This is a genomic window from Streptomyces sp. NPDC058812, assembly GCF_042744565.1.
In the GTDB taxonomy this organism is placed as follows: domain Bacteria; phylum Actinomycetota; class Actinomycetes; order Streptomycetales; family Streptomycetaceae; genus Streptomyces; species Streptomyces thinghirensis.
In genome coordinates this window covers 148,763-166,912 of sequence record NZ_JBHYOB010000001.1, presented here as the reverse complement: position 1 = coordinate 166,912, position 18,150 = coordinate 148,763, and the positions used below count along the sequence as shown (strand labels likewise).

At 72.9% G+C, this 18,150-nt stretch carries 17 protein-coding genes, 1 tRNA gene and 1 pseudogene; 9 read left to right on the top strand and 10 right to left on the bottom strand.

Annotation, left to right across the window (positions count from 1 at the left end):
- Positions 1-65 precede the first annotated feature (65 nt).
- Both ACFW48_RS00835 and ACFW48_RS00830 read left to right on the top strand, forming a co-directional pair.
- Entirely contained in the window at positions 66-2,576 is a 2,511-nt protein-coding gene (locus ACFW48_RS00835) for a phosphoribosyltransferase (protein ID WP_386310222.1), read from the top strand.
- Positions 2,576-3,388 (top strand): HAD family hydrolase, encoded by an 813-nt coding sequence (locus ACFW48_RS00830; protein ID WP_386309110.1) that lies wholly within the window; start codon positions 2,576-2,578, stop codon positions 3,386-3,388. The genes ACFW48_RS00835 and ACFW48_RS00830 overlap by 1 nt, the downstream gene beginning before the upstream one ends.
- Here ACFW48_RS00830 and ACFW48_RS00825 read toward each other — a convergent pair.
- On the bottom strand, positions 3,306-4,142 hold the full coding sequence (locus tag ACFW48_RS00825) for a DedA family protein (RefSeq protein ID WP_386309108.1): 837 nt from the start codon (positions 4,140-4,142) through the stop codon (positions 3,306-3,308). The two genes, ACFW48_RS00830 and ACFW48_RS00825, sit on opposite strands and share 83 nt — an antisense overlap.
- A gap of 132 nt (positions 4,143-4,274) precedes the next feature.
- On the opposite strand from ACFW48_RS00825, the gene ACFW48_RS00820 reads away from it, so the two are divergent.
- Together ACFW48_RS00820 and ACFW48_RS00815 are read left to right on the top strand one after the other, a co-directional pair.
- Positions 4,275-5,417, top strand: a complete 1,143-nt coding sequence (locus tag ACFW48_RS00820; RefSeq protein WP_386309106.1) for a histidine kinase — start codon at positions 4,275-4,277, stop codon at positions 5,415-5,417.
- Positions 5,408-6,052, top strand: a complete 645-nt coding sequence (locus ACFW48_RS00815; protein ID WP_193776226.1) for a response regulator transcription factor — start codon at positions 5,408-5,410, stop codon at positions 6,050-6,052. The genes ACFW48_RS00820 and ACFW48_RS00815 overlap by 10 nt, the downstream gene beginning before the upstream one ends.
- Before the next feature lie 87 nt (positions 6,053-6,139).
- On the opposite strand, the gene ACFW48_RS00810 is transcribed toward ACFW48_RS00815, so the two are convergent.
- The 3 genes from ACFW48_RS00810 to ACFW48_RS00800 all read right to left on the bottom strand — a co-directional run bounded on the left by ACFW48_RS00810 (position 6,140) and on the right by ACFW48_RS00800 (position 8,699).
- Positions 6,140-6,358 (bottom strand): zinc ribbon domain-containing protein, encoded by a 219-nt coding sequence (locus ACFW48_RS00810; protein ID WP_386309103.1) that lies wholly within the window; start codon positions 6,356-6,358, stop codon positions 6,140-6,142.
- 92 nt (positions 6,359-6,450) lie between these two features.
- Complete coding sequence (locus ACFW48_RS00805) at positions 6,451-7,857, bottom strand: hypothetical protein (protein ID WP_386309102.1); 1,407 nt, start codon at positions 7,855-7,857, stop codon at positions 6,451-6,453.
- A 71-nt stretch (positions 7,858-7,928) separates the two neighbouring features.
- The gene (locus ACFW48_RS00800) at positions 7,929-8,699 is read right to left on the bottom strand and encodes a DUF4097 family beta strand repeat-containing protein (RefSeq protein ID WP_386309101.1); all 771 of its coding nucleotides are present in this window, start codon (positions 8,697-8,699) and stop codon (positions 7,929-7,931) included.
- A gap of 222 nt (positions 8,700-8,921) precedes the next feature.
- Between ACFW48_RS00800 and ACFW48_RS00795 the strand changes: the two genes are divergently transcribed.
- Positions 8,922-8,996: transfer RNA gene (locus ACFW48_RS00795), tRNA-Val, on the top strand.
- Between the two features lie 107 nt (positions 8,997-9,103).
- Here the strand turns inward: ACFW48_RS00795 and ACFW48_RS00790 are convergent.
- A complete protein-coding gene (locus tag ACFW48_RS00790; protein WP_386309099.1) occupies positions 9,104-9,460 on the bottom strand; it encodes a hypothetical protein in 357 nt (118 codons plus the stop codon).
- A gap of 116 nt (positions 9,461-9,576) precedes the next feature.
- Between ACFW48_RS00790 and ACFW48_RS00785 the strand changes: the two are divergent.
- A pseudogene (locus tag ACFW48_RS00785) lies at positions 9,577-10,109 on the top strand (GNAT family N-acetyltransferase).
- Between the two features lie 4 nt (positions 10,110-10,113).
- Positions 10,114-10,341, top strand: a complete 228-nt coding sequence (locus ACFW48_RS00780) for a DUF2277 domain-containing protein (protein WP_386309098.1) — start codon at positions 10,114-10,116, stop codon at positions 10,339-10,341.
- 360 nt (positions 10,342-10,701) lie between these two features.
- On the opposite strand, the gene ACFW48_RS00775 is transcribed toward ACFW48_RS00780, so the two are convergent.
- From ACFW48_RS00775 to ACFW48_RS00760, 4 genes are all read right to left on the bottom strand, one after another.
- Positions 10,702-11,340, bottom strand: coding sequence for a DedA family protein (locus ACFW48_RS00775; protein ID WP_386309095.1), 639 nt, complete (start codon positions 11,338-11,340; stop codon positions 10,702-10,704).
- Between the two features lie 264 nt (positions 11,341-11,604).
- Positions 11,605-12,060 (bottom strand): DoxX family protein, encoded by a 456-nt coding sequence (locus ACFW48_RS00770; RefSeq protein ID WP_386309093.1) that lies wholly within the window; start codon positions 12,058-12,060, stop codon positions 11,605-11,607.
- Positions 12,061-12,289: 229 nt separating this feature from the next.
- Positions 12,290-13,924, bottom strand: a complete 1,635-nt coding sequence (locus ACFW48_RS00765) for an alkaline phosphatase D family protein (protein ID WP_386309092.1) — start codon at positions 13,922-13,924, stop codon at positions 12,290-12,292.
- Between the two features lie 88 nt (positions 13,925-14,012).
- Positions 14,013-14,657, bottom strand: coding sequence for an HNH endonuclease family protein (locus tag ACFW48_RS00760; protein ID WP_386309091.1), 645 nt, complete (start codon positions 14,655-14,657; stop codon positions 14,013-14,015).
- A gap of 573 nt (positions 14,658-15,230) precedes the next feature.
- Between ACFW48_RS00760 and ACFW48_RS00755 the strand changes: the two genes are divergently transcribed.
- Both ACFW48_RS00755 and ACFW48_RS00750 read left to right on the top strand, forming a co-directional pair.
- Positions 15,231-15,812: a TMEM165/GDT1 family protein gene (locus tag ACFW48_RS00755; protein ID WP_210958621.1), complete on the top strand. Its 582-nt coding sequence runs from the start codon at positions 15,231-15,233 to the stop codon at positions 15,810-15,812.
- Positions 15,813-16,048: 236 nt separating this feature from the next.
- On the top strand, positions 16,049-16,714 hold the full coding sequence (locus tag ACFW48_RS00750) for an HAD family hydrolase (RefSeq protein ID WP_386309089.1): 666 nt from the start codon (positions 16,049-16,051) through the stop codon (positions 16,712-16,714).
- A gap of 136 nt (positions 16,715-16,850) precedes the next feature.
- Here ACFW48_RS00750 and ACFW48_RS00745 read toward each other — a convergent pair whose 3' ends face one another.
- On the bottom strand, positions 16,851-18,047 hold the full coding sequence (locus ACFW48_RS00745) for a peptidoglycan-binding protein (protein WP_386309087.1): 1,197 nt from the start codon (positions 18,045-18,047) through the stop codon (positions 16,851-16,853).
- Positions 18,048-18,150 lie beyond the last annotated feature (103 nt).

Below are 18,150 nucleotides of genomic sequence, written 5' to 3'. Positions count from 1 at the left end.
AACGCAAGGAATCCATGACCGACGCAAAGGCCCATGCCGCGGTGGACAACGGGAGGCACGAGTACATGACCGAGAGGGCGCGCGCCGAGGGGCGCGCCGGAGTCTGGTCCGGCACCTGGGTCGCCGAGCGGCTCGGCGTCGAGCTCGCCGGTGACGACACACTCACCGGCCTGCTGGGACTCGCCCTGCGCCGCAACCCCAAGCGGGCGCACCTGCTCGTCTCGAACGTGCTCGGCAAGCACGTCCCGCAGTCGCCCTCCGTGGTGTACGGCCACGGCGTCGCCCTCGGCAGGCGCGTCCGCGAACTGCTCGGTGCCGAAGCGGCCGAGCGCGCGGTCGTCCTCGGCTACGCGGAGACCGCCACCGGCCTCGGCCACTCGGTCGCCGACGGCCTGGGCCCCGCGCCGTACCTGCACTCCACCCGCCGTCCGGTCACCGGCGTCGCCAGGGCGGGCGGCTTCGAGGAGTCCCACTCGCACGCGACCTCCCACCTCCTGCTGCCCGAGGACCCGGCGCTGCTGGCCGGCGACGGGCCGCTGGTCCTCGTCGACGACGAGTTCTCCACCGGCAACACGGTGCTCAACACCGTCCGCGCTCTGCACGAGCGCTATCCCCGCAAGCGGTACGTCGTGGTGGCCCTCGTCGACATGCGCTCGCCCGCCGACGCCGGCCGGCTGGAGGAATTCGCCCGGGACATCGGCGCCCGCGTGGACCTGGTGACGGCCGCCTCGGGCACGGTCCGGCTGCCGGAGGGCGTACTGGAGAAGGGACAGGACCTGGTCGCCCGGTACGAGACGCGAACCGCCGAGCCGGGCCCGGCCCACCCGTCCGGCTCCGCCGCCGAGCCCAGCCCGGCCCGCCCGTCCGGTTCCGTCGCGCGCGTCGACCTGCGCTGGCCCGGCGGGCTTCCCGACGGTGGACGGCACGGGTTCACGGCCGCCCAGCGCCGCAGGCTGGAGATCGCCCTGCCCGGCATGGCCGAGCGGATCGCCGAGGCGCTGCCCACCGGCGCCCGCCGCGTGCTCGTCCTGGGCTTCGAGGAGCTGATGTACGCCCCGCTGCGCCTTGCCCACACGCTGGAGCAGACCACCGACGCCGACGTGCGGTACTCCACCACCACGCGCTCTCCCGTCCTCGCGGTCGACGACCCCGGCTACGCGATACGCACCCGCCTGGTCTTCCCCGCACACGACGACCCGGCCGACGGCCCCGGCGAGCGCTACGCCTACAACGTCGCGGGCGCCGGCTTCGACGCCGTCGTCGCGGTCGTCGACTCGGCCGCCGACACCCCCGCGCTGCACGCGCCCGACGGACTGCTGGCCCGGCTCGCCGCCCATGTCCCGCACGTCCTGCTGGCGGTCGTCCCGTCGTATGTCCCAGGGGACCCGCACGCCCCGCACGCCTCCGAAAGGCCCTCCATGCTGCCCGAGCCCCTGCGCGGCCCCGACTTCTCCTCGTACGCGCCCGACGAGGTCGGCTGGCTGCTCCAGGACCTCTCGGACGTGACGCTGGAAGCACCGACCGAGGAGCGCGAGGAGGCGATCCAGAGCGGCGGCGCGCACTACGCGGAGTCGCTCCCCGTGGAGTACCAGCCCAGCGAGCAGTACCAGGAGCTGTTCCACGCGGCGCTGGAGACGTCCGCGACCCGGCTGGCCCGCGCGGTCGGCGCCGTCACCGAGATCGTGCTCGCCGAGCGGTCGCCCCGCCCCGTCCTGGTCTCCCTCGCCCGCGCGGGCACACCCGTCGGTGTTCTCATGCGCCGCTGGGCGCAGTTCCGTCATGGTCTCGACCTCCCTCACTACGCCGTGTCGATCGTCCGCGGCCGCGGCATCGACGCCAACGCGCTGCGCTGGCTGGCCGACCGTCACGACCCCGCCGACGTCGTCTTCGTCGACGGCTGGACCGGCAAGGGCGCCATCACTCGCGAACTCGCCGCCGCCCTGAGCGACTTCGAGGTCTCCGACGGCGTCACCGGCTTCGACCCGGAGATCGCCGTGCTCGCCGACCCCGGTTCCTGTGTACGCACCTACGGCACCCGCGACGACTTCCTCATCCCTTCCGCCTGCCTCAACTCCACCGTCTCCGGCCTGATATCCCGTACCGTGCTCCGTGCCGACCTGGTCGGTCCGCACGACTTCCACGGCGCGAAGTTCTACCGCGAACTCGCCGGCGCCGATCTGTCGCCGGACTTCCTCGACGCCGTCTCCGCCCGCTTCCCGGACGTCACCGACACGGTCGACGCCCAGGCCAAGGAGCTACTCTCCGCCGACCGCACTCCCACCTGGGAGGGCTGGGCCGCCGTCGAGCGCATCAGCGAGGAGTACGGCATCCACGACGTGAACCTCGTCAAGCCCGGCGTCGGCGAGACCACTCGCGTGATGCTGCGCCGCGTGCCGTGGAAGGTCTTGGCCCGGGCAGGCGCCGGGGCCGATCTCGACCATGTACGCCTGCTGGCCGAACAGCGGGGCGTACCCGTCGAGGAGGTCGACGACCTCCCCTACACCTGTGTCGGACTGATCCACCCCAAATACACGCGGGGCGCGACCGGCGCCGACGGCAAGGCGGTGGCGCTCTGATGCCGGTTCTCGTCGCCAGCGACCTCGACCGCACGCTCATCTACTCGGCCGCCGCACTCGGACTGACCATGCCCGATCTGCGGGCACCCCGGCTGCTGTGCGTCGAGGTCTACGAGAGCAAACCCCTCTCCTACATGACCGAGACGGCGGCCGGGCTGCTGACCGACCTCGGTGACTCGGCGGTCTTCGTGCCGACCACGACCCGGACCCGCAAGCAGTACCAGCGCATCAACCTCCCCGGCCCTCCGTCGAAGTACGCGATCTGCGCCAACGGCGGTCACCTGCTCGTGGACGGCGTCTCCGACCCCGACTGGCACGCGCGGGTGACCGCACGGCTGGCCGACGAATGCGCCTCGCTGGCCGAGGTCCGCGATCACCTGATGAACACCGCCGACCCGCTGTGGGTGCGCAAGCACCGGGTCGCCGAGGACCTCTTCGCCTACCTCGTCGTCGAGCGCGAACTGCTGCCCGAGGACTGGGTGAAGGAACTCGCCGTGTGGGCCGAGAACCGCGGCTGGACCGTGTCACTCCAGGGCCGCAAGATCTACGCGGTCCCCAAGCCGCTCACCAAGAGCGCCGCCGTGTACGAGGTCGCCCGCCGCACGGGCGCCGATCTCACCCTCGCCGCCGGCGACTCCCTCCTCGACGCCGACCTGCTGCTCGCCGCCGACCGGGGATGGCGCCCCGGCCACGGGGAACTGGCCGACTCCGACTGGACGGCTCCGGCGATCAGCGCCTTGCCCGAGCGCGGCGTGCTGGCCGGTGAGCGGATCCTTCGGGAGTTCCTGCGCGCGGTGAGCCCGGCTCGCTGACCCCTCCGTCCGCGCCCCCGGCACCGGCCCCGCCCCGGGTGTCGGGGCGGTCGTCGCCATCGGCCGGCGGCCGTATGTCCTGTCCGCGGTCGCGGCCCCGGCCGCGCCTGCGCTGGCCGCCCCCCGGCCGCATCAGACGCATTCCGATGAAGACCAGCAGTGCCAGGGCGGCGATCGCGAGGATCACCTTCGAGTACGTGGAGGCGATGCCCGAGACCTCGGACCAGTTGTCCCCCAGCGCGTAGCCCGCGAGGACGAACACGGTGTTCCAGATGGCGCTGCCCAGCGTGGTCAGCGCGAGGAAGACGGGCAGCCGCATCCGCTCCACACCCGCCGGTACGGAGATCAGACTGCGGAAGATCGGGATCATCCGGCCGAAGAACACCGCCTTGGTCCCGTGCTTCAGGAACCAGGCCTCCGTCTTCTCTATGTCGGACACCTTCACCAGCGGCAGCCTCCCCGCTATCGCCACCGTGCGGTCCCGGCCGAGCAGCGCGCCGACCCCGTACAGCGCGAGGGCGCCGATCACCGAACCCGCCGTCGTGCACAGCAGGACGGCGATCAGGCTCATCCGGCCGGAACTCGCCGCGAACCCGGCGAGCGGCAGGATCACCTCGCTCGGCAGGGGAGGGAAGAGGTTCTCCATAGCGATGGCGAGGCCGGCGCCCGGTGCGCCGAGCGTGTCCATGAGGTCGTTGATCCACTGCGGTGCCGCACCGCTGTCCGCGGCCGTCTGCGCTGCGATGGCTGTCATGACGACCACGCTAGAAAATCGCAGCTGAAGGGAGACTGAGGAAGACCGCAGGATCGACTGCGGTGTACCGCAGGCGGGAATTGCGGTTTTCCGCAGTGTGCGCCGCTGCCGCGCCCGGCTAGCCTCGCGATCATGCGAGACATGGCGCGACGCGTAGTGCGGTGCGGGGTGGGCCTCATCATGGGGACCGCCGCGGCCGCCGTCGAGCTGCTCTTCGCCCTGCTGGCCGGCGCGGCCCTGCTGCCGGTGGCGGCCTGGCCGGCCGGGCGACGTGCCGTACTGCGCCCGGTCCTCGCGGGCGCGCGGAGACTGGCGGAGTTGGAACGGGGCAGGCTGGCGATGTGGCTGGACCTCCGTGTCACGCCCGCGTACGAGGACGTGCGGGCGCTGCGGTACGTGGCCTGCCACTGGGCCCTGGGCGTCCTGGGTGGGGTGGTGATGCTGACCGCCGCCATCGGCCTCGGGTACGGCACCTTCGGGATATACGGCTGGCTCCTGCTGGACGGCATACGCAACCCCGGTTCGTTCGTCCTCGGCAGTCTCGGAGGCTTCTTCCTCGTGTTCCTCGCCGTGCAGGGAATATTCGGCGTGGTCGGACTGGAAGGGCAGCTGGCGCGTCACTTCCTCGGCCCCCGCCACCAGGAGGAGCTGGAGCGGCGGATCGCCGAGCTGTCCGCCAGCCGCGCCGCCGTCGTCGACGCGGTGAACGACGAACGCCGCCGCATCGAGCGGGACCTGCACGACGGCGTTCAGCAGCGTCTCGTCGCCCTCGGCATGCTGCTCGGCCGGGCCCGGCGCAGTCAGGACGCCGATCGTCGGGACCGGCTGCTGGGCCAGGCACACGACGAGAGCCGTCGCGCCCTGGACGAGCTCCGTGAGGTGGCCTGGCGGATCTATCCGACCACGTTGGACGAGGCGGGGCTGCGCGCGGCACTGGAGACGGTCGCCGAGCGGGCGTCCGTGCCGGTGGGGGTGGAGTACGACCTGGCCGAGGAGCCCGAGCAGGCCGTGGCGACCGTCGCGTACTTCGTCGTCTGCGAGGCGGTCACGAACGCGGTCAAACACGCGGCGCCGACCCGGATAAGCGTCGCCGTCAGAGCGAAGGAGGAACGGATGTTCGTGAGCGTCCAGGACGACGGCTGCGGCGGGGCGAACGCCGCCGGCAGCGGACTGTTCGGGCTCGCCCGGCGAGTCGCGGCTCTCGACGGCAGCCTCAGTGTGGTCAGTCCGCCGGGCGGGCCCACCCTCGTGGCCGCGGAGCTGCCATGCGGGTGATCCTCGCCGAGGACTCGACCCTGCTGCGGGAGGGGCTGGTGCGGCTGCTGGCGGAGGAGGGGCACGAGGTGCTCGGAGCCGTCGGCAATGCCGAGCTGCTGCTGAAGGCGGTCGCGGAGGACCCGCCGGACGTGGTCGTCGCCGATGTCCGGATGCCGCCCACACACACGGACGAGGGCCTGCGCGCGGCCCTGGAGATACGCGAGCGCTGGCCGGAAGTCGGGGTGCTGGTGCTCTCGCAGTACGTCGAGAAGCGGTACGCGACGGAGTTGCTGACCGGTGAGACGGAAGGAGTGGGTTATCTGCTCAAGGACCGGGTGGTCCAGGTCGACGAGTTCCTGGACGCGCTGGAGCGGGTGGCCGCCGGGCGCGCGGCCTTCGATCCGGAGGTCGTCCGTCAGCTGCTCGGCCGCACGACACACACCGACCTGCTCGCCCGGCTCACCGCGCGCGAGCGGGACGTGCTGGCCGAGATGGCGCAGGGCCACACCAACGCGGCGATCGCGCGGCGGCTGCACATCTCCCAGAGCGCGGTGGAGAAGCACATCAACGCGATCTTCGACAAGCTGGAGCTGACCGGGGGTGAGGGCTATTCGCGCAGAGTGCTGGCGGTGCTGCGCTATCTGGGGAGCTGAGCGGGGATGAAGGGGCCGGAGGCAGCCGAGCGAGGCCGAAGCGCCGGCGCAGTCGCACCGGCGCGGGCAACCACCTGGGCCGGTGGGTCAGCCGCAGCAGCCTCCGCCGCAGCAGCCGCCTCCGCCACCCGATGAGGGTGCCGGGGCCGACGCGGAGGCCGACCCGCCGACCGCGACCGTCGACAGCAGCTTCACCGTGTCGTCGTGGCCCGCCGGACAGGCGGCGGGAGCGGAGGACTCGGCCATGGGGCGGCTCATTTCGAAGGTGTCGCCGCAGCTCCGGCAGCGGTACTCGTAGCGAGGCATGCGCACAGGTTAACCGGCCCGGCCCGGCGGCCCGGCGCGACGGCGAAAAACCGGTCGGGCCCAGAGCCTGATCACCGGCAGTCGCTCGGTGGTCAGTGGCCGGCCCCGCGCTCCTCCCGGATCCGGGTGACCACGCCGGCCACCGTCTGCCGGACCGCTTCGGTCTCCGTGAGGAAGTGCCAGTAGTCGGGGTGGCGGCCCTCCAGCGTGGTGATCGCCCGTTCCAGCCGGGCCACGGCGTCGTCCAGCGGACGCGCGTGACGGGGGTCGGGGGTGTTGCGGCCCGCCATGGCCAGGCGCTGGGCGTCACGGATGGCGAAACGGGTGCGCTGGATCTCCTGCTGGGGGTCCTTCTGCACGGCGTTCAGCTGCCGCAGCCGGTCTCCGGCGGCCGAGACGGCCTCGTCGGTGGAATTCAGCAGCGCTCGCACCGTCGACAGGAGGGTGGTGGCGTCGGGCCACCGCTGTTCGTCGCGGGCCGTCTGGGCCTCGGTCAGTTTCCGCTCGGCCTGCCGGACCGATTCCGTGGCCTGGTCCGGCACCTGCTGGAGGTCCTGCCAGCAGGCCGCGGTGAATCGCCGCCGCAGCTCGCTCAGTATCGGTTCGACCTGTTCGGTGCGGGTGGTCAGGGCCTGGGCGCGGGTACGCAGGGAGACCAGCCGGTGGTCGGTCTCGGCGGCGTGCTCGGGCAGCCGCTCGGCCTCGGCACGGACCGACTCGGCCTCTCGGGTGACCCGTTCGGCCCGCTCGAGGGTCTGTGGCACGCCGTGCTGTCCCGCGCCCTGGTTCAGCCGGGTCAGCTCCGGACCGAGGGCGGCGAGCCGGGCGGCGAGGTCGTCCGCCTTCAGCCCGGCTTCCCGCGCGGCGTCCAGGGCGTTGGAGGCGGCGAGCAGGGCCTGCCGGGCGCGTTCGACGGTGGGCGCCAGCCGGGCCAGCTGGGTCTCGGCCTTGCCGAGCAGGGGGCCGAGGCCGTCGGCGAAGCGGTCCAGTTCCTGCCTGACGCGGCCCAGCTCGTTCTTGGCGGCGGTCAGTTCGCTGCGGGCGCGGGAGGCGGCCGACGCCTCCAGGTCGTCCCGGTCCAGGTCGTGGGCGTCGACGGCGCCGATGTACTGGTGGCTGACCTCGTCGATCCGCCGGCCGAGCGCCTCGAAGTCGGTGACCGCGCGCCGGGCGGCGGGGGAGGCGTCGACGGCCGCGATCGTCTCTATCGAGATCCGCAGGTCGCGTTGAGCGGTGTCCAGGTCGTAGAAGGCGGCCGCCGCGTCGTCCTTCGCGGCCTGCGCCTCCGCCCGCTGGTTCTCGGCCCGCCCGCCGAACCAGCGCCGGGTGCCGCCCCCGGCGAACGCGGCGGGCAGCGCGAGCACGGCGAGGAGCGGTAGGCCCACGAGGAGGAGCACGTCACGGCCCGCGCCGGACGCGCGACGGCCGCGGGAGCGGTGCGGCAGGCGCTGCGCGCGCGCCACCATCGACGAGTACGGCTGCGATGGTGTCGCCGTCACATCCCTCTCCCGTGTCGTCCGTCCTGCCCGGGTTCATTCTCCCACCCGTAAGGGACGAACACACGGGCCGGTCAGTTCGCGGTTCGGACCGTGACTTTGCCGTCACCGGTCCGGGCGTTCACCACATGGCTGCTGGCGTCGTCCCGCGGCACGGACACGTCGACCCCGCCGTCACCGGTTTCGGTGGACACCTTGTACGTGGCCCGGGGCAGTGTGATCGTCACGGAACCGTCGCCGGTGCGGGACTCCACCAGGTCGGGCACGGTGCCGAGTGCGAGACGGACCGAGCCGTCGTTGGTGTGCGCGTTCACCCGGCGCGAGGAGACCTCCGCGCGTACGGACCCGTCTCCGGTGCGCAGCTCCAGAGGGCCGGTGGAGTCGGTGACGTGCACGGACCCGTCGCCGGTACGGATGTTCAGCGCGTCCCGGAACCCCCGCGCCCGTACGCTGCCGTCCCCGTCCTTCACCTTGACGGCGATGCCCCGCGGCACCTCGATGCGGTGCCTGGCCGCGCAGTCGGCGACCACGCCGGAGCAGTGCATGCGCAGTACCAGCCGGTCGGCGTCCATCTTCCAGGTCACCTCGGGATCCGAACCGACGGCTACCGATCCGGAGAACCACCGGGTGACCTCGACCTTCCCGGACGCGTGGTCGTCCGAGGCGACGATCTCCAGGGCGGAGTCGTCGGAGTCGACGGTGAGCGTGCGACCCTGAAGGGCGAAGGACCGGTGCTCGGGGTCCTTGTCGTCCGAGGCGGAGGCACAGGCGCCGAGACCCGCCACGAGAACGGCGACGGCGCCGACGGCGGCGAACGTGCGAGCGGAAACGGTGCGGGCGGCCATGGCGATCTCCCCCTGGGACGGCTACGAGGTGCCGCGTCCGGCCCTCCCGGAGCGGAAGAGGCCCTTGTCGACGAGGCTCTTCGACCGTACGGAGCACGGGCCCGCGCCGGGATCCGGGCCACTACCGGATCGGGGGTGGGGTTAACCCCCGGCCGAGGTGGTATCGGCGTCAACACGTTTGCCGGGCAGTGCCCCGGGCCATGTAGGCTGTCGACTCGTCCTGGGTGCGTAGCTCAGGGGTAGAGCGCCTGCCTTACAAGCAGGATGTCGGCGGTTCGAAACCGTCCGCGCCCACCAGGACCGGCGCCGCTGTCGTCGGTGCGCAGGCCCCCGGAGATCTTCCGGGGGCCTCTCGCGTGTGCTCGCCGGTGCTCTCCCCGCGGATGAACTCCACAGCCCCGAGATCACTGAGATGAAGGCGGGGCCTCCCCGGCCGGGGCCTCGTGGGCGCGTTTCAGCGCCGAGCGGGCGCTCACCTGGTCGGGGCCGGTGATCTCCGACCAGTAGCGATGGGTGCTGACGAACACGGCGAGTTCGCGCTCGCGCTGCCGGAGCTTCTCCACCTCGGCCTGCTCGTCCGCCGACCAGCCGGGGGAGGCCGGGCGCTCGACCTTGCGCCAGCCGTTCTTGTCGCTGAATCCGTCGAGCGGTTCGACGGACCAGGGAAGTCTTTTCAGCAGGGCCGACAACTCGGCCCGGACCTGATGCAGTTCCTCCTGACCGGCGAGGAGGTCACTGGGGAAATCATAGGTCGTAGCCACGTGCCAATGATACGCCTGTTCGATTTTGAGGCGCGCGTTCCCTTCGGTGGTTCACGCGAAAGAGTGGCCGTCGCCGCCCGGGCCGACTGTCAGACCCCTGCCCTACCGTGAAGAGCATGGATGGCGTGGACGAGCGGGCGGCAGCAGGCGGGGAGCGGGTGTGTCTGGTCCCCTGGGCGGAGGCGGATCTGTGGCTGCTGCGCAGGACCAACAGCCCCGAGATGACCGCGCACCTGGGCGGCCCGGAGACCGAGGAGCAGCTCGCGGCCCGGCATCGGCGGTACGCCGAGCTGGGCCGGGGCGGATGTACCGGGTCACCCTGGCGGACGGCGGTGAGACCGTCGGCTCGATCGGGTACTGGCAGCGGACCTGGCAGGGCGCGGAGGTCTGGGAGACCGGATGGGTGGTGCTGCCGGAGTTCCAGGGGCGGGGGCTCGCCGTGCGGGCGGCCCGTGCGGTGCGGGAGGCGGCCCGTACCGACGGGACGCACCGCTATCTGCACGCGTTCCCGAGCGTCGACCACGCCGCCTCCAACGCGGTCTGCCGCGGGGCCGGGTTCGCCCTGCTCGGACAGGCCGACTTCGAGTATCCGAAGGGCCACTGGATCAGATCGAACGACTGGCGGGTGGACCTGGTGAGGGGAGACTGACGTCATGTGCCGCAGCATCAAGACACTGCGTCCGCCCGTGCTGGCCGAGGAGGCCACCGAGGACGAGATCAGGGCCGCCGCCCTGCAGTACGTGCGCAAGGTCTCCGGGTTCCGTGCGCCCGCCGCGCACAACCGGGAGGTCTTCGAGCAGGCCGTGGAGGCCGTCGCAGGGGCCACGGCCGATCTGCTGGCCGGCCTGGAGGTACGGGGGGGTGCGCGGCGGGCCTCGTGACACCGGCACGGTGACACCTGTGGGGCCGCCGTGACCGGGCCTTCGCGCGGTTTGCGACTACGCGGGCCCGCGCGTGCCGCGTGCTGGGTGCCGTTGCTCGGGTTCGAGGCTCGGTGGGCCTGCGCGCGCCGGAGGCCCTTGCTCGGGTTCGAGGCTCGGCGCGGCCCGCGCGTGCCGGACGCCCTTGCTCGGTTTGCGGTTCCGCGGAGCCTGCGGGTGCCGGGTGCCGGGTGCCGTTGCACGGGTACGAGGCTCCGTGAGGCCTCGCGTGCCGGAGGCCTCCGCACGGTGCGCGCCTCCCCGCGTGCCGTTGCCGCGACGCCCGCGTGCGCGCCGTGCGGCGTGCGGCGGCCCGGCGTTTTACGAAGCCTCCGTCGCCCGGGGCTGGCGGCGCATCAGGTACGCGGCCCCCGCCCCTGCGCCGAAGAGCGCCACCAGCGATACCCCCGCCGCCAGCCAGGTCGCGCCCAGCCACTGGCCGCCGAAGTAGCCGAGGGCCACGCTGTAGGCGGCCCAGGCCAGTCCGGCGAGGGCGGACCAGGGGAGGAACTCGCGGATCCGGCGGTGAGCGGTGCCGGCGACGAGAGAGACGACCGAGCGGCCGGCGGGGGCGAAACGGGCCAGGACGACGAGGGCGCCGCCGCCTCGGGCGAGGGCTCCGCCGAGACGTTCCTGCGCCGTGGTCAGCCGACGGGAACGGGCGATCGCGCGGTCCAGGCGAGGCCCGCCGCGCCACGCGAGGCGGTAGACCGCCAGGTCACCGAGGACCGAGGCGGTCGCCGCGCACAGCGTCAGGACCAGGATGTCGGGGACGTCGTTCGGAACCCGCCCGGCGGCTGCCGCGCCCGAGCCCGCGGCCGCCGCCGTGGCCGCCGTGATCACAAGGACACCGCTCGGCAGCACCGGCAGGAAGATGTCGAGGAGCACCGAGACGGCCACCAGCGCATAGATCCATGGGCTACTGACCAGCGAACCGATACTGCCGAGACTCTCGACCACCACAACTCCCCGTTACTCCCCCGTGGGCCGGGCCATGCCGCGAGACGCGGGGACGGCAGGAGCGGCCGATGACAGCCATACAGCGTACGCCCGGGGTGTGACAGACGGTTCACAGGGGCCTCGTGTGTTCGCCACGGAGCGTTCACCCGCAAGTGGTCGTTCACGCCCACGGAACGCACGCGCGCCAGGAGTGGGGTGACCGTCGCCCAGGGAGAGCGTGAGCGGCGCCCCCCCGGTTCAGGAAAGGCGCCGCTCCGGTTCGGGTCAGGCCGCGACCGGTGTCTGCCGCTCCGCGGCGGCCCCCTCCTGCTCGGACGTGCGCCGGCCGAACAGCCGGTCCAGGCCGAAGGCGCCGGAGCCGGTGAAGGCCAGCAGCAGGAAGGCCCAGCAGAACATGGCGGAGGCCTCGCCGCCGTTCTCCATCGGCCACAGGGCGCCCGGCTGGTGCACCTTGAAGTACGCGTAGGCCATGGAGCCCGAGGAGACGACCGCGGCGGCGCGGGTGCCGAGGCCGAGCATGACGAGGCCGCCGCCGACCAACTGGATCACGGCCGCGTACCAGCCCGGCCAGGTGCCGGTCTCGATCGTGCCGCCGCTTCCCGACGCGCCGCCGAGGACGCCGAAGAGGGAGGCGGCGCCGTGGCAGGCGAAGAGGAGGCCGACGACTATGCGGAACAGGCCTAGGGCGTAGGGCTGGGCGCTGTTGAGGCGTCCGGACATGTGGGGGAGCTCCTTCGGTCGGGCCGGCCCGTCGAGGCCGGTGGGGGACGAAACCGAGTGGGCCGCCCACGTTAGGTGAGCCTAATGAGTACTTGCAAGTTCAACATTTGGCCATGGCTTGGCGCATGGTCACCCCTTTGTCCCGACGCCCACCGCAGGTGGGAGCGCTCCCAAACCCATGGCGGAGCCCGCCGGTGTGACTCGATTCATACCCGGCTCGGCCCCCCGCCTACGCCAGCTCCCTGTCCGTGACCATCCGCAGGACGGTCGTCCCGTCGCGCTCCGCCCGCGCCTGCTCCAGGCACAGCCGGGCCGATCTCCCCCGCAGCGTCAGCGTCATGAGCTGATTGCCGAACCAGGGTCCGCCGGTCTTGCGCCAGCCGACCGCCGGGGGCCCGCAGTGTCCGTGCCGGGCGATGCGCCGCCCGAGGGCACGCGCCGGGGCGCTCCAGCCGAAGCGGAAGCCGAGACGGATGGAGAGCGGCACGGAGTTGTGGACGGGGGAGCAGGTCAGCTGGGCCACCATGGCGTCGGGCGCGCGGCCGGGCCAGGACGGCTCGGCCACGTAGGCGTGGTGGACGTCGCCCGACAGCACGCTCACGGTCGCGGGCGCGCCGGGCCCCGTACCGGCCTCGGCGATCAGGTCCGCGAGGGAGTCGAAGGAGGACGGGAAGGCCGACCAGTGCTCCAGGTCGGCCCCGCGCCTGATCCGCTCCCCGAGCCGTGCCCAGCGCGCGCCCCGTTCGCCGACGCACATCGCGGCGCTCCACGCCTCCACGTCGTGCACGAGATGGGGCAGCAGCCAGGGCAGGGAGGTGCCGATCAGAAGGTGGTCGTAGGACTCCCGGTCCTTGAGGATCTGCTCGCGCAGCCAGGCGGCCTCGCCCGGGTCGAGCATCGTGCGGCGGTCCTCCTTGAGGACGCGGGCCGCGCGGGAGTCCACCATCACCAGCCGTACGCGGCCGAAGTCGCGCCGGTAGCTCCAGCGGACGGAGGCCGGGTCGGCGTCGGCCCGCGCGGCGAACGTACGGAGCACGTCGGTGCCGTCGGGGGCCTCGCGGACAGCCGCGTAGAGGGGGTCGGCGGCCAGCTCGTCCGGGGAGAGGTTGCCCAACTGCTGGTACACCCAGTAGGACATCAGCCCGCTCAGCAGCCGCTCGCGCCACCAGTCCGTGGCCCGCATGTCGGCGAGCCAGGCGGCGGAGGTGTTCCAGTCGTCGATGACGTCGTGGTCGTCGAAGATCATGCAGCTGGGCACGGTGGACAGCAGCCAGCGCACCTGGGGGTCGCTCCACGACTCGTCGTAGAGGCGGGTGTACTCCTCGTAGTCCGCGATCTGGTCGCCCGGAGGCTCCGCCAGGTCGCGGCGGCCGGCGATCCAGCGGCGCGTGGCGTCGGAGATCTCGTCGGCGTACACCTGGTCGCCGAGCAGGAGCAGCACGTCGGGCCGTGTGCCCTCCGGGTCGGCCGCGATGCGGGCGGAGAGGCTGTCCAGCGCGTCCGGGCCCACCGGGTCCTTCTCGCCGGCCGGCGGTGCTGCCCAGCGGCAGGAGCCGAAGGCGACGCGCATGCCCTCGTCCGCCGGGGGCGTGGCGATCAGCGAGGGAGGGAAGGGCGAGTCGGGCGGCGGCCATACGCGGGCGCCGTCGAGGAGCACCTCGTACTCGGTCGCCGTACCGGGTGTCAGGCCGGTCACCGGGACCAGGGCGTAGTGGTGGCCCGCGATCCGGAAGGTGCGGGTCGTGCCGCGGGAGCCGTCGGCGCAGCGCACCTCGGTGGTGCAGGGCCGGTTCGTCTCGACCCAGATGGTCGCCGACGAGCCGTCGGTGTATCTCAGCAGTGGTCCCAGGCGCAGTCCGGCCAAGGTGATCCCCTCCTCCGTCGCCCCGTACGGTACGGAACGACGGAGGCCGGCGGGGAGGCTCCGCGCCGAACACGCGGTGGACGGGACGTCAGCAGTTCGCGAGGTGGTTCTGCAGCGCCGACTTCTCGGCGGCGTCGACCGAGAGGTCGTAGTAGTACTTCACCTGGACCCAGGCGCGGACGTACGTGCAGCGGTAGGCGCTGCGCGAGGGCATCCAGGTGGCCGGGTCCTGGTCGCCCTTGGACTGGTTGACGTTGTCGGTGACCGCGAGGAGCTGGGGACGGGTCAGGTCGTTGGCGAAGGACTGGCGCCGGGAGGTGGTCCAGGAACCGGCGCCGGAGTCCCAGGCCTCGGCGAGCGGGACGAGGTGGTCGATGTCGACGTCGGAGGCGGCGGACCAGGTGGCGCCGTCGTAGGGGGAGTACCAGCTGCCCTTGGTGGCGGCGCAGGAGGAGTCGGTGACGACGCCCGAGCCGTCGCGCTTGAGGACGGTCTCGCGGGTGTTGCAGGTGCCGGACTGCGTGATCCAGTGCGGGAAGAGGTCACGGTCGTAGCCGGTGCGGTTCTCGGTCTCCACGGTGAGGGAGGCGAGGTAGGAGCGGGCGGTGGCGGCGCTGACCGGGGTGGGGAGGGCGGCGGAGGCGGCCGGGCCGTTGAGGAGCCCGGCGGAGGCTATGAGTCCGGTGAACGCGGCGAGGACACCGAGCCGTCGACGCGCGTAGAACTTCGACATGCGAACTCCCTTGGAGTGGGGGGGGGGGGGGGGTTGGGACGCGGGCAGGGGAATGCTCGCGACGCCGCATGGCGCACAGGTGTGCGGTCGGTAAGAAGTTAGTGACGTGTGCATGGCACGTCTATGGGTGCGGCGGGACTCGTGACGGAGCGCGCCGCGACTTTCGCCCTCGGGGACCCGGGACTCCCGCCCCTCGGGGACCCGGGACTCCCGCCCCTCGGGGACCCGGGACTCCCGCCCCTCGGGGACCCGGGACTCCCGCCCCTCGGGGGCTCGGGCTCCCGCCCCTCGGCGCCGGCCGGGACCTTCGACCCTCGGCGCCGCCCGGGGGCTCGCGTACTATGGACGGCGCAGAAGGGGAGTAGCTCTTCGCCGGACCGTCGACATACTGCTCAGCTCGTCTGAGCCGGCGCCCGGAGGCAGGCCTCGCGCGCGGGGCCGGCCAGCGAGACCTTCGGCAAGCAGTGCACGCCCGTGCCGTACGGCGGGGGCGACCGTGTGCTGCCGTGCCGAGGTGTCCGCAGCGCAGGACCAGCACTCTCGGTGGGGCGGCCCCGACCGATAGAGGATCCCTTGATCAGCCTGACCGTGACGGCAGTCGTCTTCGGCGTCGTCTTCCTCGCCGAACTGCCGGACAAGACCGCGCTCGCCGGCCTCGTCCTCGGCACCCGTTACCGGGCCTCGTACGTCTTCGCCGGCGTGGCCGCCGCCTTCCTGCTGCACGTCGTGCTCGCGGTCGCGGCCGGCAGCGTGCTGACCCTGCTGCCGCAGCAGATCGTGCACGCGATCACCGGCGTGCTGTTCCTGGGCGGCGCCGCCGTGCTGCTGATGAAGAAGGACGACGAGGACGAGGAGATCCGCAAGCCCGAGGACCAGTCCTTCTGGAAGGTCTCCGGGGCGGGATTCATGCTCATCCTGGTCGCCGAGTTCGGCGACCTCACGCAGATCATGACCGCGAACCTCGCGGCCCGCTACGACGACCCGCTCTCCGTCGGCCTCGGCGCGGTGCTCGCCCTGTGGGCGGTGGCCGGGCTCGGCATCGTCGGCGGAAAGGCCCTGATGAAGCGGGTGCCGCTGGCGCTGATCACGAAGGTCGCGGCGCTGCTCATGCTGGGCCTCGGGGTGTGGAGCCTGTGGGAGGCGGTCGCCGGCTGAGGGGCGGGCCCGGGGCGGGCCCCGGGTTCCGGTGTCGTGGCGAGCCCCATACCGACGGTGACGTGCGAACTGAACGGTTCGTGAACGTTCGGTCGGGGCGGTGGCGCGATGCCCGTTCTGTTTTGTACCGTGGATGAACAAAGTGGCTCCCGCCCGTTCTCCCTGACCGGCGGGCGGGGCCGCCTTGTTCCCGGGGACACGCCCTGCGCCCCTCTCCCGCGCCTTGGAGTCTGCCGATGACGGCCACCGCCACCACCGTTCTCACCGCCCGTGCCCTGCTGCTGGACATGGACGGCACCCTCGTCAACTCGGACGCCGCCGTCGAGCGCGTATGGCGGCGCTGGGCCGACCGGCACGGGCTGGACGGCGACGAGGTCATGAAGGTCGTCCACGGACGGCAGGGCTACGCCTCGATGGCGTTGCTGCTGCCGGACCGGCCCATGGAGCAGAACCACGCCGACAACGCCCGCATGCTCGCCGAGGAGACCGCCGACACCGAGGGTGTCGTCGCGATCCCCGGGGCGCCGGAGTTCCTCGCCTCGCTGCACGGGCTGCCGCACGCCCTGGTGACCTCGGCCGACGTGCCGCTGTCCACCGCGCGGATGGCCGCCGCCGGGCTCGCCCAGCCGGACGTCCGGGTCACCGCCGAGTCGGTCGGCGCGAGCAAGCCCGACCCCGAGGGCTTCCTCAAGGGCGCCGCCGAGCTGGGCATCGCCCCCGGCGACTGCATCGCCTTCGAGGACTCCGGCGCCGGCATCACGGCCGCGCGCGCCGCAGGAATGCAGGTCGTGGGCGTCGGCCCGCGGGCCGGTGCCCACGGGCCCGACGTGGTCGTGGAGGACCTGACGCGGGTACGTGTGGAGGCCGGCGCGGACGGGACGCTGCGGCTGCACATCGGCTGACGGCCGGTGCGGCGGGGGAGGGCGACGTGGCAACGCCCTGGTGGGCCGTGACGTCCTGGTGAGCCGTGACGTCTTGGCGGGCCGTGACCGTCCTGGCGGACCGTAACGCCCTGGCGGGCGTGCCCGTGAACGCCGCCTACGGCTCCCGCGTCTCCGACTCCAGCCGGCGCCGGGTGTCCTGCCCGTAGACGCCTAGCTCGTCGTCGCGGACGCCGCGGGCCCACTGGTAGGTGCGGACCGAGTCCTCGACCTGGCGGTTGTAGTTGCCGTTGATGTCGCCGGTGTAGAGATACAGCTGGGTCAGACGCTGCTGGAGCTCGACGACCTCGGGTCCCCGGTCGCCGCGTTGCAGCGTGCCGCCTCCGTCGGGTAGGCGGTCCTCGTCCTCGGCTTCCTGCGTGGGGCCGTCGGCCGGTGCGGTCGTCGTGCTCTGCGTCGGCTCGGCCGACCGGGACGGCGTGGGAGAGGCGCTCGACGCCGACGGGGACGGCGAGGACGACGGACTGGCGCTGGGGGACGCGGAGGCGGACGGGGACGGCGACGCGGAGGTCTCGGCGGCCGACGGCGCGCTCGACTCGGGGGTCGCGGAGGCCTCACTGGTCGACGGGTCCGGGACGCTCACCCGGACCTCGTCCGGCAGCGCCCCGTCCCGGGAGGGCGTCTCGTAGGAGAACAGCCCGCTCGCGTACCCGGCCGCGCCCACCACGACCACGACCGCCCCCGCGGCGCTCAACAGCACGCCCCGGCGCCGTCTGCGCGGCGGACGTCCGCCGGTACCGTCCGCACCGGGCCCCACGGGCCCCACGGGCGCGGAGGGGGTGTCGGACGTGGTCGCCGAGGTCTCGAACAAGCGCAGGTCGTGGGCGCTGGGCGCGCCGGCCGAGGGTGCCAGGGGCGTGGGCAGAACGGAGGTCGTCTCCGTGGTCGCGCCGGGCGGCTCGGCGCCGACGGCGCGCAGCGTCATGGTGGCGTCCGGGTCGAGCGGGGAGGGCGCCGCGGACGCGGACGGGGCCGCCGCGGACACCGGTTCGGAGGAGGGCGTTCCGGACGTGGTCGCTCCGGACGAGGAGGTCCCCGAAGGCGCCACCGTCCCGGGCGTCCCGGGCTCCCCGGCACTGCCGTCCAGTTCGACGTACGGCCGTATGCGCAGCGGGTCGAAGTCCTCCGCCGCTGCCGCCTGTGCCGTACGCACGTCGCGCAGGGCGTCGGACGCCCGCGACCCGCAGGCGCAGGCGGGCGTGTTGTCCGCCTCCCTGGGCGTTCCGCACTCCGGGCACGAGTGCCCCTCGGGCCGCTCCTGCGGCTCCTGCGGCGGCTCTTTCTGCTGTTCCACGCGTTCGTCCCTCCCCTCGCGACTCCCCTCGCGAACTCCAGAGATTATGCAGATCTTCTCCACACTCCCACGCGCACGCCCCCGGAACACCGGCTTCTCGCAG